The organism is Mycobacterium sp. 852014-52144_SCH5372336, from assembly GCF_001665615.1.
GTDB classification, from domain to species: domain Bacteria; phylum Actinomycetota; class Actinomycetes; order Mycobacteriales; family Mycobacteriaceae; genus Mycobacterium; species Mycobacterium neumannii_A.
The window spans coordinates 156,271-171,886 of sequence record NZ_LZSW01000055.1 but is presented as its reverse complement, the minus strand read 5'-3'; the positions used below and the strand labels follow the sequence as shown (position 1 = coordinate 171,886).

Below are 15,616 nucleotides of genomic sequence, written 5' to 3'. Positions count from 1 at the left end.
ACGCCGTGCTTTCGTGGCACGGAGCGGTCGCTCGTCGAGGGCAGGGTCAGCCGCGGCGGCGGGCCTTGATGATGTCGAGGCGCTCCTTGAGCAGCTCTTCGAGCTCTTCGATCGACCGGCGCTCGAGCAGCATGTCCCAGTGCGTGCGCGGCGGCTTGGTCTTCTTCGGCTCGGGGGCGTCACCCTCGATCAGGGTGCCTTCCATGCCGTTGCGGCACAGCCAGGTGTGCGGGATCTCGGCGTCGTCGGCGAAGGGAACGTCGAACTCTTCACCGTTGTCGGTGCGGTACCGCGCGACCTGACGCGGCGCCAAGTCGTGGTTGCGGTCGGTCTCGTAGCTCACGGCTCCGAGGCGACTTCCCCTCAAGACGCGATCAGCCATCGTCAAACACTCCTCGATCAGCGCGTAATTGTCCGAATCATCAACGCCGCAGCATGCTGTGAAGTTCCCGACTCGACCCACCATGATACCGGGAAACCGATGACCGTCGGTTTACAGTCTGGCCTGTGACTTCCGGGATCAAAAGGCGCCTCCGCCCTGCGGCCTGCCGCTGGTGCGGTCGTGAGGTCGGCGACGCGGGGCTGGGCAGACGGCGACAGTACTGCAGGCAGTCGTGCCGCCAGCGCGCGTACGAGCAGCGCAGCGTGATCAAGGGCACGTCGCTGGCTCCCGACGCCGTCGTCCTCACCCCGGACGAGGCCGCCGAGCTGTCCGACCGCATCTACCAGGTCAGATGCGCGGCCGAGGACGTCGCCACCGCGGTCGAGGAAGGCGCCGACACCGTCGAACTGCGCCAACTGTGCGACGCGCTGATGACGGCGGCCAAGGCCGCCGACGGCTGGCGCTGACGCGCCCGGGCTTTCCGGTATTTCGCTGCGTCGTTGAACCAGAAGGGGTGCTGACTCGTCGTCTCGATGACCAGTCAGTTCCGCCCGATAGGACCACCATGACCAGGAAGAGATGGACCCGCGTTCTGTTCGTGGGTATCAGCGCGACGCTCGCGTTCGCCACCCTGACCGCATGCTCGGGCGGCTCGTCTTCGGAGTCGACGACCACGGCGCGGGCCCAGCCGTTTCCGCAGTCGGCGCGCTACGTCGCGGACATGAAATCGCCGGACGGCAAGCCGATGACCATCGGTATCTCCGTTGACGGCGGCGAGCTCGCCGCGTACGCCTGCAACGGCAGCGATGACGAAGCCTGGTTCTTCGGCAACCACGCCGACGGCAAGATCGATCTCACGTCGAGGTTCCGCGACACGCTGACCGCGCAGTTCGACGGCGCGGACGTCGAAGGAGACCTGACCATGAACGGGGTCACCTACGAATTCACCGCGGCACCGGTGTCCGGTGAGGCCGGCGTCTATACAGCCGACCTCGACGGCGTACGAGCGGCCTGGGTGGTCCGCGAGGACGGCTCGGCCGTCGGCGTGCAGCTCAACGGGTTCAGCGGCACGCTCGACCAAGCCGATATCCAACAGCTCAACGACGCCCAGTTCCGCGCCGAGGTCCGCAACAAACGCCAGCTGCAGCAGGCCCAGCAGATCACCCGCCTGTCGAACAGGGCGATGAGCTCCAGGATCAACGGCGCGGACGTGACCCCGACCCCCGTCACGGGTGCGTTCCGGTTGAGCTGACAACACGATTCCACGGCCCGTCGGTGTGCCCGATCACGCGGCGGTCTCGTGTATTTCGTTCACCCAGAATCAAAGCCTTCAGGCCCGGCTCTGCCGTCCGTAGCGTCAGACCACGTGACCGCCCCACCCGATCTCACCGCGCCCAACGCGCCGAGCACGGCCGTACCGGCCGCGAATCGCACTCGGCGCCAACACAAGTGGGCGGCTTTTCGGTTGGCGTCGCCGGCGGTCCTGCTGGTGCTGTGGCAGCTTCTCAGCGCGGTCGGCGTGATTTCCCAGGACGTGCTGCCCGCCCCGTCGCTGATCCTCGAGGCGGGCGTGGAGCTGGTCCGTAACGGCCAACTCGCCGACGCGCTGAGCGTTTCGGGAATCCGGGTGGTCGAGGGCCTGGTCCTCGGCGGCGTTCTCGGTGTCGCGGCCGGCACGGCCGTCGGCCTGTCGCGGTGGGTGGAGGCCGGTATTGATCCGCCCATGCAGATGGTCAGGGCGCTGCCCCATCTCGGCCTGATCCCGTTGTTCATCCTGTGGTTCGGCATCGGCGAACTGCCCAAGGTGCTGCTGGTCGCGTTGGGTGTCAGTTTTCCGCTGTACCTGAATACGTTCTCGGCTATCCGCCAGGTCGACCCGAAACTTTTCGAAACCGCTCAGGTGCTGGGCTTTTCATTCTGGCAACGGTTCTGGCGCATCATCGTGCCGAGCGCGGCGCCCCAGGTGCTCGTCGGGTTCCGGCAGTCGTTGGCGATCGCATGGCTGACGTTGATCGTCGCCGAGCAGATCAACGCCGACAGCGGGATCGGCTTCCTGATCAACAACGCGCGCGATTTCCTGCGCATCGACATCATCATCTTCGGCCTGATCGTGTACGCGTTGCTCGGTATCGGTACCGACGCGATCGTCCGCGGTCTCGAACGACGCGCATTGAGGTACCGCTCATGACATTGGCCACCGCACGGGAACTCCGCACCGCGGCCGAGCTGCGGCACGTCGACAAGTGGTACGGCGAGCACCACGTGCTCGTCGACGTGTCGATGAGGATCGGCAGCGGCGAGATCGTCGCGCTGATCGGCCGCAGCGGATCCGGTAAGTCGACCGTGCTGCGGGTGCTCGCCGGCCTGTCGACCGAACACAGCGGGCAGCGTGTCGTGTCTGGCCCGCCCGCACTGGCCTTTCAGGAGCCGCGGCTGTTTCCGTGGCGGGACGTGCGCACGAATGTCGAGTACGGGCTCACTCGCAGCGGGTTGCGCAAGGATCAGGCCCGGTTACGCGCCGAGCGGGCGCTTGCCGACGTCGGGCTCGCCGACCGTGCCGACGCATGGCCGCTGACGCTCTCCGGCGGTCAGGCACAGCGGGTTTCGCTCGCTCGTGCACTGGTGGCCGAACCCGATTTGCTACTGCTCGACGAGCCGTTCGGCGCGTTGGACGCGTTGACGCGGCTGAGCATGCGTGAACTGCTGCTCGACCTCTGGCGCGAGCACGGGTTCGGCGTGCTGTTGGTCACGCACGACGTCGACGAGGCCGTCGCGCTCGCCGATCGCGTGCTCGTGCTCGACGACGGCCGCGTCACCCACACGCTCGATATCGCCGACCCACGCACCTCGATCGGCGCGGAGAACCACCGTGCCGAACTGCTCGCCCAGCTCGGCGTACACAGCTGAAACCGTAAGCAACCGAAGGGATTCGTCATGTCCAGGGTCATCGCCGTACTCGCGCTCATCGGCCTGTTGGTGAGCGGATGCGTGTCACGGCAGGACAGCCCGAGCGCACAGGAGGCACCGGCCACCGTGGCGTTGTCCGACCTCGCCGGACTCACGCTCAACGTGGGCGACCAGAAGGGCGGCACCGAGGCGCTGCTGCGCGCATCGGGCGGCCTTGACGGCCTGCCGTACAAGATCAGCTTCTCCACGTTCACATCCGGTCCGCCCCAGATCGAGGCCGCCACCGCCGGAAAGATCGATTTCGCGATCACCGGCAACACACCGCCGATCTTCGGTGCCGCTTCCAACGCGAAGGTCAAGGTGGTGTCGGCATACGACGGCGGCGGATACGGGGATCAGATCCTGGTGCACGCCGACGCATCCATCCAACGCGTGGCGGATCTGCGGGCCAAGAGCATCGCGGTTGCCAAAGGCAGTTCGGCACATGGTCATACGCTGGTTCAACTCGACCGCGCCGGATTGAGCGTGGCCGACGTGAAACTGGTGTTCCTGCAACCCGCCGACGCGCTGTCGGCGTTCACCCAGCGTCGCGTCGACGTGTGGGCCGTATGGGATCCCTACACCGCGCAGGCCGAGACCGATCTCGCGGTGCGCAGCATCGCCACCGCGACCGGTGTCACCAACGGCGCAGGCTTCGGTGTTGCTTCCGACGCCGCACTGGCCGACCCGAAACGCAATACCGCACTGAGTGATCTGCTGCAGCGCTACGCCAACGCCGTCCGGTGGGCCGACGACAACCGCGAGCGGTGGGCGAAACGCTACGGCGAGGAAGTCGGTCTCGATCCCGCGGTCGCCGCACTCGCCCAGGGGCGCAGCCTGCGGTTGCCCACCGACCTGTCCGAAGAACTGATCGCGTCCGAGCAGGAGATGGCCGACCTGTTCGCCGAGTGCGAACAGATCGCGGCGGCACCGGATTTCGCGCGCTGGGTCGACCGCCGCTATACCGACGTGCTCAAACCTCTCTACCTCACTCGCGATTAGGAGCGACATGTCCACGGGAAGGTTCTTCTGGTTCCTGCCCACGAGCGGTGACGGCCGCTCCATCGTCGGTTCCTCGCACGCGTCGTCACAGCAGACCGTGCCCGCCAATTACCGTCCGCCGACGCGGCGCTACCTCGCCGAGGTGGCCCGCGCCGCCGACCGCCTGGGCTACGAAGGGGTGCTCACCCCGACCGGAACCTGGTGTGAGGACGCGTGGTTGAGCGCATCCGCCCTGTTGGCGGAGACCGAGCGGCTGAAGTTCCTCGTCGCGTTCCGGCCGGGGCTGACGCCGCCCACACTCGCCGCGCAGCAGGCCGCGACGCTGCAGCGGTTCTCCGAGGGGCGTGTGCTGCTCAACATCGTCAGTGGGGGTGACGATGTCGAACAGCGCCGGTTCGGGGATTGGCTCGACCACGACCAGCGCTACGCGCGGACGGGGGAGTTCCTCCACATCGTCGACGCCATCTGGCGTCAGGAATCGCTTGACTTCGAGGGCGATTACTACAAGGTCGCCGACGCCCGGGTGTCGGAGCCGCCGGATCCGCTGCCGCAGATCTACTTCGGCGGATCGTCACCGGCCGCGCTGCCGATCGCCGCGAAGTACGTCGACGTCTACCTAACGTGGGGCGAGCCCCCGCAGGACGCCGCCACGAAGATCGCGCGAGTCCGTGAACTCGCTGAACAACGCGGCCGCACCGTGCGGTTCGGCATCCGGCTGCACACCATCAGCCGCGACACCTCGGCGGCCGCCTGGGCGGTCGCGAACGACATGCTGTCAGGACTGCGCACCGACCAGATCGCCAAAGCCACTGCGCTGCACACTCGGTCGCAATCCGAAGGGCAGCGGCGGATGACCGCACTGCACGGCGGTCGGACCGACCAGCTCGAGATCTACCCGAACCTGTGGGCCGGTGTCGGCTTGGTGCGAGGCGGCGCGGGCACGGCGCTCGTCGGCAGCCATGAGGAGGTCGCCAATCTGATCTGTGAGTATTACTCACTCGGCTTCGACGAGTTCATCCTGTCGGGCTACCCGCACCTGGAAGAGGCCTACTGGTTCGCCGAAGGCGTGTTGCCGCTGCTGAAGCGCAAGGGCGTCGCCTAGCGCGGGTGGTCAGCAGCTGAACTTCTCGCCGGTTTGCGGGGGCGCGGCGACCGACTGCAGGCAGCCGAAGGGTTCGATGCCTGCATCGCTGAACTTGACCGCGGATTGGTAGGCGTGGTTGACACAGAAGAGTCCGACGGTGTCGGTGCGGCAGCGGTAGTCCCCGAACGACAGCACCAGGCCGTACGGAAGCTCGGGCCCCTCGCCGGCGGTGAACCGGCCGGGGTCTCCGTGCACGGAGCCGACGGTCACGCTGTTGCCGTCGTAGTCGACCCAGCCGCCCTTCCACTCGCCGTAGGCGTCATCCGGCCGCGGCGGCGGGTCGACCAGGTCCACCAGGCAGGCCAACGCACCGTCGGCGTACTGGCTGTCGGTCATACAGCTGGTCTTGCCCGACGGCGTGGTGAACGCGACGTCCTCCCCGAGGTCGGTCGTCTGGCCCTCACGCGTGGCCACGTGGTACTGGCCGGCGTCAGCGGGTTCACCGGCTTCGACCCAGGCGACCACGTCGCCGATCGGCGCGCCGGGGGCCGGTGGAGCGGTCGGCTTCGGTTTGGTCGTGGTCGTGGTGGGCGAACTCGCCGACGGCGCCGGCGGGATCGGTTCGATCCGTTCAGCCTGTCCGCCCGTCGTCGTCGAACACCCCGCTACCAGCACAGACGCGATCAGCACAGCCATTCGCATACCGGCCAGGCTAGCGGGCCGACACGCAATCCCTGGCCAGGCGCGGCGGGAGGCCCTGCTTGAAAGGTCATTGCTAACGTCGGGTGATGCACGAACACACCGTCCGCGCGACCATCGCCTCCGGCACCATCGAGGGGTTCACCCGCGACGGTGTGCACCGTTGGCGTGGCATCCCCTACGCGCGCCCGCCGGTGGGTCCGCTGCGCCTGCGCGCGCCCCAGCCGGTGCAGCCGTGGCGCGGCGTGCGCTATTGCCACGGATACGGCAACTGCGCCCCGCAGCAACGCATGTACACGATGCTGGCGCCGGGCAAGTACCAACCGATGAGCGAAGACTGCCTGACCCTGAACGTGGTGAGCCCGAAGAAGCAGTCGGACTCCGCGCTGCCGGTCATGGTCTTCATCCACGGCGGCGGCTACTTCATGGGGACGTCGGCCACGCCGATCTATGACGGTGCGGCGCTGGCCCGCAAGGGATGTGTGTACGTATCGGTCAACTACCGCCTGGGCGCGCTGGGGTGTCTGGACCTCTCGTCGCTGTCGAACCAGGACATCACGATCGACGACAACCTGTATCTGCGCGACCTGGTGATGGCCCTGCGCTGGGTACGCGAGAACATCGCGGTGTTCGGCGGCGATCCCGACAATGTGACGATCTTCGGTGAGAGCGCCGGAGCGCACGCCGTGGCCACGCTGCTCGCAGTGCCCGCGGCGAAAGGCCTTTTCGCCAAGGCGATCTCGGAGAGCCCGGCGGCAGGCATGGTGCGCACCCCGGAGGTGGCCGCACAGTACGCGACGCGGTTCGCCGCGATGCTGGGCGCGGGGGAGGACGACGGCGCCGACGCGGTGATGGCGGCGCGGCCGGCCGAACTGGTGGACGCGTTCGAAGAGCTGATCAAACAAGGCCAGCGCGAGATGCTCGGCGCCTTCGCGGCCGGTCCCACGAGCGGAACCGGTTACCTGCCAGAGGATCCGGTGGAGGCGATGCGCAGCGGTAAGGGACACCGGCTTCCGCTCATCGTCGGAACCAATGCCGAAGAGGCCAACCTCTTCGGTCGCTTCCTCAAGCTGCTGCCCATGTCCGAGCCGATGATCGAGCGGCTGCTCGCCGAGGCCGAACCCGAAGAGCGCGAACGCATCACCGCCGCGTACCCCGGCTATCCGAACCAGAAGGCATGCGTCCAATTCGGCAGCGATTTCGCCTTCGGTTCGGCCGCCTGGCAGATCGCCGAGGCTCACAGCCGCCATGCGCCGACCTACCTCTACCGCTACGATTACGCTCCGCGGCCGCTGCGCTGGTCGGGACTCGGCGCCACGCACGCCACCGAACTGTTGGCGGTGTTTGACGTCTACCGCACCGGGTTCGGTCGTCTGCTGACCGCCGTCGGTGACCGCCGAACAGCCTTGCGAGTCAGCGACGACGTCCAACGCCGCTGGCACGAGTTCGCCCGCACCGGCGTTCCCGGCCCCGACTGGCCCACCTACACCGGCGCGGACCGCGCCGTGCAAGTGTTCGATCAGCGCTCGCGCATCGAGTTCGACCCGCACGCCGCCCGCAGGGAGGCATGGGCGAACTTCTCGCTAGTCTCGCGTTAACGGCGGCCCCTAGCCGCCAGTGTTCACACAGAGGAGAAAAGTGCCCACCATCGATGTCGTCGAGCGCCCCGCGGAACTGAACGCCGAGTGGCTGACGTCGGCGATCGGTTCACCTGTTGCGGACTTTTCCTACGAGCGCATCGGGACCGGCCAGATGAGCGAGTGTTACCGCGTCGCGTTGACGTATGCGGGTGAGGACACCGGCCCCGCGACCGTGGTGCTCAAGGTGGCCGCGACCGACTCGGTCAGCAGGCAGACCGGTTTGGCGCTGGGCCTGTATGAACGCGAGGTGCGGTTCTACACCGACATCGCGCCGCGGATCGGGGGACCGGTGGCGCCGTGCTTCTCTTCGGCGTTCAACGCCGAAACCGGCGCCTTCCATCTGCTGCTCGGCGACGCGGGACCCGCGACCGTCGGCGACGAGATCCGCGGCGCCTCAGCTGAGCAGGCCATGCTGGCGCTGTCCGAGCTCGGCCGGTTGCACGGACCGCTGCTCTGCGATCCCGCCGTCGCGAGCGCCGAGTGGCTCAACCGAGAGGCGCCGGTCAACCAGGCGCTGATCGCCGGCTTGTACGCGGGCTTCGCCGAGCGGTACGCCGACCAGATCGCGCCCGCGCACCGCGACGTGTGCGAGCGACTGATCGCGAGCTTCGACGAGTATCTGGCCGCCGAATCCGCGCCCGATCGGGTCATGGGGCTCGTGCACGGCGACTACCGCCTCGACAACATGCTGTTCGGGCAGCCGGGCGCGGATCGTCCTTTGACGGTGGTGGATTGGCAGACGGTCACGTGGGGACCGGCGATGACGGACGTCGCGTACTTCATGGGCTGTGCGCTTCCTGTCGAGGTGCGCCGCGAGCACTACGACGCGCTGCTTTCCGCATACCACTCCGCGCTCGGTCCGAATCCTCCGATCACCCTCCACGACGTGCGCGACGGGGTGCGTAGGCAGACTTTCTTCGGCGTGATGATGGCGATCATTTCGTCGATGCTCGTCGAGCGGACCGAGCGCGGCGACTCGATGTTCATGACGATGCTGGCTCGCCATTGCGAGCATGTGCTCGACGTCGACGCGCTGAGTGCGCTGCCAGAACCGACTGCGCCAGAACCGCTTGCGCCCACCGCCGAGGATGATGGCGAACACCCGCCCGGTGACGAGCCGCTGTGGAATGAGAGCTGGTACTTCGACTTCGTCGACCCGCAGCAGGAGATCGGCGGGTGGGTGCGTCTCGGGCTGTACCCGAACATCGAGACGTCCTGGATCAACGGCCTGGTGTGTGGTCCGGACATCCCGACCTACGCGCTGCTCGACTTCGAGGGCACCGATGCGATCGAACTGACGCTGACCCCGACCGAACCGCTCAAGACCTTCCGCGTCACGATGCGTGGCCGCGGCCAGGCGTACGACGATCCGGCCGCACTGTTACGCAACGAATCCGGCCGCCCGGTCGACGTGTCGATGGAACTCGAGTGGACCACCACCGGCACTCCGTATCTGTACCGGGTGACACCGCGATACGAGATTCCGTGCTCGGTGTCGGGCACGGTGTCCGTCGACGGTCGCGAGTTCACGTTCACTGACGTGCCGGGCCAGCGCGACCACTCCTGGGGTGTGCGTGACTGGTGGGCGATGGACTGGGTGTGGAGCGCACTGCACCTCGACGACGGCACCCACCTGCACGGTGTCGACATCCGTATCCCCGGCGCCCCGCCGCTCGGAATCGGTTATGTGCAACCACCCGGCGAACCGCTCATCGAACTGCAGACCGTTTCGGCGCGAGAGACGTTCGCCGACAACGCGTTACCGGTGGAGACGACGCTGACCCTCGCGCCCGGCGACGTCACAGTCACAGCAAAGGTGCGCGCCCATGCTCCCGTGCTGCTGACCTCCCCCGACGGCCGGATCAGCCACTTCCCGCGCGCATGGGCGACGATCACGACCGCCGACGGCCGCAAGGGCGTTGGCTGGCTGGAGTGGAACCGCAACCAGCCGTAGCAACTCGCCTCTGTTGTGCGAGCGTGCGGGTCTGCACACGACACGCCGCGAAAATTCAGCGTGTCGTGCACGCTCGCACCGCAGCGAGCGTGCGCTACCGCGGGGCGTACATGATCAGGCCGACCCCGGCCAGACAGATCAGCGCACCCGTGACATCCCACCGGTCGGGACGGAAACCGTCGGCGACCATGCCCCACGCGAGTGAACCGGCGATGAAGACCCCGCCGTACGCCGCCAGAACCCGACCGAAATGGGCGTCGGGCTGAAACGCTGCGACGAAGCCGTAAGCGCCGAGCGCCATCACCCCCGCCCCGATCCACCACCAACCGCGATGCTCACGCACGCCCTGCCACACCAGCCACGCGCCGCCGATCTCCAGCAGCGCGGCGAGGACGAACAGCATCACCGATTTGAGCACCATCACGACACTCAGCGTGCCGTGAGCGTGCGCAAAATGCTGACGCACCGCGGCGTGTCGTGTGCAGACTCGCACGCTCGCGGCACAAGCGGCTAGGGGAGGTGGGCGCTGTCGTCGTCGAGGTCGTCGCGGTTCAGGCCCATCGGCGTCGCGGCGGGGAGGTCACCGCCTGCGACGACCTTGCGGGTGATCGGGGTCAGCGTGCGGAACAACATCTCGATCTCGTCGTCACTCAATGCGTCGAGCACCGGCAACGCCAACCGGTCGGTGCCGTCCTCGATCTGCTGCTTGAGATCGCGGCCGGCGTCGGTGAGCTCGTCACCGTCGATCAGCCCCCGCTCGGCGAGCCGGTCCCGGTACAGGGCCCACTGTTCGTCGTCGTAGTCACGGCTGCGCATGATCATCTCCTTGGGCACGCGCCCTGCAACGGCGTGCAGGATGTTGCTCTCGCGACCGGAGATCCCGTGACTGATGAGCAACGCGATGTGACCATCGCCGCGTTGTTCGCGCAGCAACGTGGCGGCGTGCCAGAGCTTGGCCAGCGGTTCGTCCGGCCACGGCAGGGCCGCGTTGGCGGCGAACAGGCATCGACCGTCGAGCGCGGCGTTGCGGGCGGCCTTGGCCAGCAAGTCGGCCGCTGTCGCCGCGTCGTCACCCTGTCCGACGCCGTAGCGCTCGAGCGCCTCCACCGCGGACTCCTGTCGCACGCGCAGCGCGTCGGCCGGGGCAGCGACTTCCCATGCCGCCGGAAGGGCCTTGGCCACCCGTTGCGGCGCGAAGTTGTAGAACGCCGCGGTCACCACCTCGGGCGCCACCACGCCCAGCGGTGCCGATCTGGCCGCGAAGTAGCCCATCCAGAATCCCTTGTAGCCAAGGCCGTCGAGGGCGGCACGAGCTTCCGGGGCGAAGTAGGTGACGGCGTGCACGGGTTCGAGTCGATCGAAGAATCGGCGCGCCAACGATGGTTGCCTGTCCACGTCGGCAGTTAACCACTGACCTCGATCCCGGCTGGCCGCGGCCCGATCAAGACGGGTCAATGCCCCGAGTCGTCCCGGCCACCGCCGAACTGGTCTCGTCGATGATCGCCCGCATGGCGTGTTCGGCTGCCGCCTCGTCGCGCATCCTGATCGCGCGCGCCACCTCGTCGTGCAGGTTGATCGCGGCCGGGTTCGGTGTCGAGGGCATCATCCCGTGGTGCGTCCGCCCGGCGAGCACCTCGGCGACCACGCCGTCGAGCGCGCGGAACATCTCGTTGCCGCTGGCTTCCAACATGGTCCGGTGGAACAGTTTGTCGGCCTCCAGATAAGCCTCGAGGTCACCCGCGCGGCCGTGTACGACCATGTCCGAAACGGCCGCCGCCATGATGCGGCACTGGTCCGGGTCGGCTCGACGCGCTGCGAGCGCCGCCGCCGCCGGCTCGAAACCGCGGCGTAGCTCGGAAAGCGAGAGGAGTTGGGCGGCGCGGTCGCCAGCATCCAGGCGCCAGCGAATCAGCCTGGGGTCGAAGACGTTCCACTTCTCTGCGGGCTGAACCGTGATGCCCACCCGTCGTCGCGACTCCACCATGCCCATCGATTCGAGCACCCGGATCGCCTCGCGCGCCACGCTGCGCGATACCCCGTGACGCGCGCTGACCCCGTCGAGGGTCAACACCTGCCCGGGGGGATACTCACCGGAGACGATCGCGGTGCCCAGCGCCTTGAGAAGATTGCCATGCAGTGCGCCGACGATTGATTGAGACGCCACGCATACATCTTTTCATAGGATCACCAAACCCACTTAAAGACATATCAATATGTGACGCTATTGCAATCGTATGCCTATTACGGCATGCTGTGTGATGCCAAACACAACTGGGTAGGTGGAGGGAATGACATCTCCGATCGTTGTCATGGGCGTCTCGGGCTCGGGCAAGTCGACGGTGGGTGCCGCGCTTGCGCAGCGTCTGCGCGTACCGTTCGCCGACGCGGACGACTTTCATCCGCCTGCCAATATCGCGAAGATGACGGCCGGTGAGGCGCTCAACGACGACGACCGCTATCCGTGGCTCGAAGCGATCGGGGAGTGGTTGGCCGAACGGTGCGAAACGGGCGGGGTGATGAGCTGCTCTGCGCTCAAGCGCAAGTACCGCGATCAATTGCGGCTTCACTGCCCTGAGATGGCACTGCTGCATCTGGTCGGAACCCCCGAGGTCATCGGCAGGCGGCAGGCCAGCCGTCCCGGTCACTTCATGCCGGCATCGCTGCTGGTTTCGCAATTCGAGACTCTCGAACCGCTGGGATCCGATGAGCACGGTGTTGACATCGACGTCGACCAGAGCATCGATGCCATCATCGACAGCTACGTTTCGACAACGGGTTCGACCGACCGGTAAGCGCGTGACCGACATCCCGGATGAGCCAAAGACGATGCCAGAAGGGCACTTTGAGCATCCACCGATCGGCCTGAAATCGCACGGCATCGACAGTTCGGAGGCCTGATGGAAGCAATCGATCCCGCCTACGGAGCCACGACGCTCCTGCTGATCGCTGCGGGCGCGGTGGCGCTACTGCTGTTCCTGATCATGAAGGTCAAGCTGCACGCCTTCGTGGCGCTGGTGCTCGTCAGCGTGCTCACGGCGTTGGCCGCGGGCATTCCGGTCGGCGACGTTCCCGACGCCATCAGCTACGGATTCTCCGACACCCTGGGCTCGGTGGCTCTGCTCGTCGGCTTCGGCGTGATGCTCGGTCGGTTGCTCGAAGTCACCGGCGGCGCCCAGGTTCTGGCCGATACGCTCATCGCCCGGTTCGGCGAGAAACGGGCGCCCTTCGCGCTCGGCGTCGCCGCGCTGCTGTTCGGATTCCCGATCTTCTTCGACGCCGGTCTCGTCGTGTTCCTCCCCATCATCATGACCGTCGCCCGGCGCTTCGGTGGCTCGCTGCTGCTCTACGGTCTGCCCGCCGCGGGTGCGTTCGCCGCCATGCACGCCCTGGTGCCGCCCCATCCGGGGCCGGTGGCAGCGGCCGAGGCGCTCGGCGCCAGTATCGGAGTGACGCTTCTGGTCGGCGCTCCGGTCGCCATTCTGTCCTGGTACATCGGCGTGCTGCTGGTGTCGCGGGTGATCGGGCGCCGGGTACACGTCGACATCCCGACGACGTTGTTCGGCGAGATAAACGGCGGGACAACGAATCCCGACCCCAACGGTGCCGACGACGCCCCCGACGGGGCCGGCGCCGGAGGAGTGGCAACCGCGGCCCGGACCGCTCCGTCCTTCGCCGCGGTGCTCGGCGTTCTGCTTCTGCCGTTCGTGTTGATCTCGTTCAACACCGTTCTCGACACTCTGGTGACCGCCAGGATTCTGGACGACGACACGTGGGTGCGCTACCTCATGCTGCTCGGCGACACCAGCGTCGCGCTGCTGATCACGGTGATCGTCGCGGCGGTGGTGTTGGGTCTGCGGCGGGGTCGGTCGATGGACGACGTCAGCGCCCTCTACGACAAGGCCCTCGGACCCATCTGCTCGGTCATCTTGATCACTGGGGCCGGCGGCATGTTCGGCGGGGTACTGCGATTGAGCGGCATCGGCAGCGCGCTGAGCGACTCCCTGTCGGGTCTGGGGATATCGCTGATCGTTCAGGCCTTCATCATCGCGACGCTGCTGCGGGTGGCCCAGGGATCGGCAACGGTCGCGCTGACGACGACGGCCGGTCTGATCAGCGCCGCAGCGGCCGAGGCGAGCCTGAGCAGTCTCCACCTCACCCTGCTGGTCATCGCGATCGCCGCGGGAGCCACCGTGCTCTCACACGTCAACGACTCGGGCTTCTGGTTGGTCAGCCGCTTCTTCGGGATGGACGTGAAGACCACGCTGAAGACGTGGACGGTCATGGAGACCACGCTCGGTCTCACCGCATTCGGCTTCAGCCTCGTTGTGTGGCTGGTGATCTGACCCCCGGACCAAGTCGGGGTCAACGGCGTCGACCGGTCCGGCGGTCAGCCCTTGACGACCTGCGTTCCGCCCGCGAGTTCGTCGTGCTTGCCCTGCTTGGTCGGGCTGCCGCTGATGGTCACGGCGATGACGATGATCGCGATGACGCCGAGCAGTCCGCCGACGAACGGGATGATCGGGAGCAGCGTCCACGAGTTGCGAATGGCCGCCTGCGCGGCGGTCGGCTTGGCTGCCCCGCCGGGGCCGCGAACCGTCAGGCCGAGCAACTTCTTGCCCGGAGTCGAGCCCGTACCCGCTTCGAAGGCGAGGAAGTAGACGAACATCAGGCCGCCGGTAAAGAAACCGGTGACCATGATGTTGGAGGCGGAATCGGTGGCGAAGGCCAACAGCCAACTCACGACTCCGACGAGGATGCCGTCGATGAACCGCGCGAGCCAACGCAGAAGCAGGCCGCCCGGCTGACCGCCGCCCGCGGGATAGCCGCCGCCGTACTGTCCAGGCTGGGGTCCGAGATTTCCGCTAGTCATCCGAGTCAATGTACCGGCGACCCCGACCGATCAGGGGCGCTTTCCGATCGCTCGGTGGAACCTCAGCGAAGCTTGCGCTGCTGGCGCTTGGCCTCTTTGCGTGCCTGTTTGCGGGCCGTCTCGGCCTGTTTGCGTGCCGTGTCGGCTTGCTTGCGGGCCGTCTCGGCCAACTCCGTCGCACGTTCGCGCGCCGTCTCGGCCAGTTCGGGCGCGCGGTCGCGGGCGACGTCGGCCCACTCCGAGCTGCGTTCCCGCGCGACGTCGGCGAGTACCGATCCGCGCTTGCGCGCCACCTCAGCGAGTTCGGGCGCGCGGTCGCGAGCGACGTCGGCCAGTTCGGCACCCCGTTTGCGGGCCCGTTCGGCGAGTTCGGGCGCGCGTTCGCGGGCGACGTCGGCCAGTTCGGCGCCGCGCTCGCGGGCGACGTGGGCGAACTCGCGGCCGCGTTCGGCGCCGACCTGCAGGCCGTGACCGACCTTGTCGGCCAACGCGCTGTCGGCGAGAGTGCCACCGGCCGCCGCCCCGACGGGCAGCGCCGTGCTGACCGCTTCGGACACCTTGTGGGCCGCCCGTCGACCGCGCCAACCGATCGAGGGTTTGCCCTCGGTGTCGACCGCGGCGATGATCAGCCCACCGATCAGGCTCACGTCGGTGATGAACGCACGCCGTTCTTCGGCCTTGCGCTCGGGGTCTGTCTCACTCCAGAACGTATGTCCGCCAAGGCTGCCCGGCACCACGCTCAGTGCGAGCGCGGCAGAGGCGAGCCGGGGGAGTTTGCCGGTGGCCAGCAGCAGGCCACCGCCGATCTGGACGGCGGCCGTGGCGCGGGCGACGGTCTCGGCGTTGGTCGGAACGTTGGTGCCGACCGGGTCCGGCAGTTTGCTCAGACCCTCCAGCGTCGGGCGTGCGGCATCGGCCGCGGGTTTCGGGCTGCGTAGGGCCTCGACGCCTCTGGCGATGAAGGCTGCTGACAGCATCGGGCGCGCGATACGTCGAATCAACATGCGCGAGGTGTTCCCAGGCGAACGGGGACGCAAAC

The 15,616-nt window shown here is 67.4% G+C and carries 17 protein-coding genes; 10 read left to right on the top strand and 7 right to left on the bottom strand.

Annotated features, from left to right (window positions below; translation table 11 throughout):
- Positions 1-46: 46 nt before the first annotated feature.
- Positions 47-382: an RNA polymerase-binding protein RbpA gene (locus A5759_RS17835; protein WP_064350208.1), complete on the bottom strand. Its 336-nt coding sequence runs from the start codon at positions 380-382 to the stop codon at positions 47-49.
- Between the two features lie 125 nt (positions 383-507).
- Between A5759_RS17835 and A5759_RS17830 the strand changes: the two genes are divergently transcribed.
- The 6 genes from A5759_RS17830 to A5759_RS17805 all read left to right on the top strand — a co-directional run bounded on the left by A5759_RS17830 (position 508) and on the right by A5759_RS17805 (position 5,432).
- Positions 508-849 (top strand): hypothetical protein, encoded by a 342-nt coding sequence (locus A5759_RS17830; RefSeq protein ID WP_066808658.1) that lies wholly within the window; start codon positions 508-510, stop codon positions 847-849.
- 98 nt (positions 850-947) lie between these two features.
- Positions 948-1,634, top strand: a complete 687-nt coding sequence (locus A5759_RS17825; RefSeq protein ID WP_068199947.1) for a hypothetical protein — start codon at positions 948-950, stop codon at positions 1,632-1,634.
- Between the two features lie 213 nt (positions 1,635-1,847).
- Positions 1,848-2,570 carry an ABC transporter permease gene (locus A5759_RS17820; RefSeq protein WP_231984692.1) on the top strand — a complete coding sequence of 241 codons (723 nt, stop codon included), beginning with the start codon at positions 1,848-1,850 and terminating at the stop codon, positions 2,568-2,570.
- The gene (locus A5759_RS17815) at positions 2,567-3,289 is read left to right on the top strand and encodes an ABC transporter ATP-binding protein (RefSeq protein WP_064393901.1); all 723 of its coding nucleotides are present in this window, start codon (positions 2,567-2,569) and stop codon (positions 3,287-3,289) included. The genes A5759_RS17820 and A5759_RS17815 overlap by 4 nt, the downstream gene beginning before the upstream one ends.
- A 27-nt stretch (positions 3,290-3,316) precedes the next feature.
- Positions 3,317-4,330, top strand: coding sequence for an ABC transporter substrate-binding protein (locus A5759_RS17810; RefSeq protein ID WP_068199941.1), 1,014 nt, complete (start codon positions 3,317-3,319; stop codon positions 4,328-4,330).
- Positions 4,331-4,337: 7 nt separating this feature from the next.
- Positions 4,338-5,432 (top strand): LLM class flavin-dependent oxidoreductase, encoded by a 1,095-nt coding sequence (locus tag A5759_RS17805; protein WP_068199940.1) that lies wholly within the window; start codon positions 4,338-4,340, stop codon positions 5,430-5,432.
- 9 nt (positions 5,433-5,441) lie between these two features.
- Here A5759_RS17805 and A5759_RS17800 read toward each other — a convergent pair whose 3' ends face one another.
- Positions 5,442-6,116 carry a hypothetical protein gene (locus A5759_RS17800; protein ID WP_064393898.1) on the bottom strand — a complete coding sequence of 225 codons (675 nt, stop codon included), beginning with the start codon at positions 6,114-6,116 and terminating at the stop codon, positions 5,442-5,444.
- Between the two features lie 86 nt (positions 6,117-6,202).
- Between A5759_RS17800 and A5759_RS17795 the strand changes: the two genes are divergently transcribed.
- Both A5759_RS17795 and A5759_RS17790 read left to right on the top strand, forming a co-directional pair.
- Positions 6,203-7,711, top strand: a complete 1,509-nt coding sequence (locus A5759_RS17795; protein ID WP_068199939.1) for a carboxylesterase/lipase family protein — start codon at positions 6,203-6,205, stop codon at positions 7,709-7,711.
- 40 nt (positions 7,712-7,751) lie between these two features.
- Positions 7,752-9,707: a phosphotransferase gene (locus A5759_RS17790; protein ID WP_068199938.1), complete on the top strand. Its 1,956-nt coding sequence runs from the start codon at positions 7,752-7,754 to the stop codon at positions 9,705-9,707.
- A 94-nt stretch (positions 9,708-9,801) separates the two neighbouring features.
- Here A5759_RS17790 and A5759_RS17785 read toward each other — a convergent pair whose 3' ends face one another.
- From A5759_RS17785 to A5759_RS17775, 3 genes are all read right to left on the bottom strand, one after another.
- Entirely contained in the window at positions 9,802-10,128 is a 327-nt protein-coding gene (locus A5759_RS17785; protein WP_064393895.1) for a YnfA family protein, read from the bottom strand.
- An 89-nt stretch (positions 10,129-10,217) separates the two neighbouring features.
- Positions 10,218-11,102 (bottom strand): hypothetical protein, encoded by an 885-nt coding sequence (locus tag A5759_RS17780; protein ID WP_064393894.1) that lies wholly within the window; start codon positions 11,100-11,102, stop codon positions 10,218-10,220.
- 46 nt (positions 11,103-11,148) lie between these two features.
- On the bottom strand, positions 11,149-11,871 hold the full coding sequence (locus A5759_RS17775) for a FadR/GntR family transcriptional regulator (RefSeq protein ID WP_068199931.1): 723 nt from the start codon (positions 11,869-11,871) through the stop codon (positions 11,149-11,151).
- A 124-nt stretch (positions 11,872-11,995) separates the two neighbouring features.
- Here A5759_RS17775 and A5759_RS17770 point away from each other — a divergent pair, with 124 nt between their 5' ends.
- Positions 11,996-12,499: a gluconokinase gene (locus A5759_RS17770; RefSeq protein WP_068199929.1), complete on the top strand. Its 504-nt coding sequence runs from the start codon at positions 11,996-11,998 to the stop codon at positions 12,497-12,499.
- Between the two features lie 105 nt (positions 12,500-12,604).
- A complete protein-coding gene (locus tag A5759_RS17765) occupies positions 12,605-14,050 on the top strand; it encodes a GntP family permease (RefSeq protein ID WP_068199927.1) in 1,446 nt (481 codons plus the stop codon).
- A gap of 44 nt (positions 14,051-14,094) precedes the next feature.
- On the opposite strand, the gene A5759_RS17760 is transcribed toward A5759_RS17765, so the two are convergent.
- Together A5759_RS17760 and A5759_RS17755 are read right to left on the bottom strand one after the other, a co-directional pair.
- A complete protein-coding gene (locus A5759_RS17760) occupies positions 14,095-14,577 on the bottom strand; it encodes an RDD family protein (RefSeq protein ID WP_068199925.1) in 483 nt (160 codons plus the stop codon).
- A gap of 62 nt (positions 14,578-14,639) precedes the next feature.
- Positions 14,640-15,581 (bottom strand): DoxX family protein, encoded by a 942-nt coding sequence (locus tag A5759_RS17755; protein ID WP_068199923.1) that lies wholly within the window; start codon positions 15,579-15,581, stop codon positions 14,640-14,642.
- Positions 15,582-15,616 lie beyond the last annotated feature (35 nt).

Coding starts and splice junctions, on each gene's coding strand:
- A5759_RS17835 (WP_064350208.1), bottom strand. CDS start 382: ATGGCTGATCGCGTCTTGAGGGGAAGTCGCCTCGGAGCCGTGAGCTAC.
- A5759_RS17825 (WP_068199947.1), top strand. CDS start 948: ATGACCAGGAAGAGATGGACCCGCGTTCTGTTCGTGGGTATCAGCGCG.
- A5759_RS17815 (WP_064393901.1), top strand. CDS start 2,567: ATGACATTGGCCACCGCACGGGAACTCCGCACCGCGGCCGAGCTGCGG.
- A5759_RS17810 (WP_068199941.1), top strand. CDS start 3,317: ATGTCCAGGGTCATCGCCGTACTCGCGCTCATCGGCCTGTTGGTGAGC.
- A5759_RS17805 (WP_068199940.1), top strand. CDS start 4,338: ATGTCCACGGGAAGGTTCTTCTGGTTCCTGCCCACGAGCGGTGACGGC.
- A5759_RS17800 (WP_064393898.1), bottom strand. CDS start 6,116: ATGCGAATGGCTGTGCTGATCGCGTCTGTGCTGGTAGCGGGGTGTTCG.
- A5759_RS17795 (WP_068199939.1), top strand. CDS start 6,203: ATGCACGAACACACCGTCCGCGCGACCATCGCCTCCGGCACCATCGAG.
- A5759_RS17785 (WP_064393895.1), bottom strand. CDS start 10,128: ATGGTGCTCAAATCGGTGATGCTGTTCGTCCTCGCCGCGCTGCTGGAG.
- A5759_RS17770 (WP_068199929.1), top strand. CDS start 11,996: ATGACATCTCCGATCGTTGTCATGGGCGTCTCGGGCTCGGGCAAGTCG.
- A5759_RS17765 (WP_068199927.1), top strand. CDS start 12,605: ATGGAAGCAATCGATCCCGCCTACGGAGCCACGACGCTCCTGCTGATC.
- A5759_RS17760 (WP_068199925.1), bottom strand. CDS start 14,577: ATGACTAGCGGAAATCTCGGACCCCAGCCTGGACAGTACGGCGGCGGC.
- A5759_RS17755 (WP_068199923.1), bottom strand. CDS start 15,581: ATGTTGATTCGACGTATCGCGCGCCCGATGCTGTCAGCAGCCTTCATC.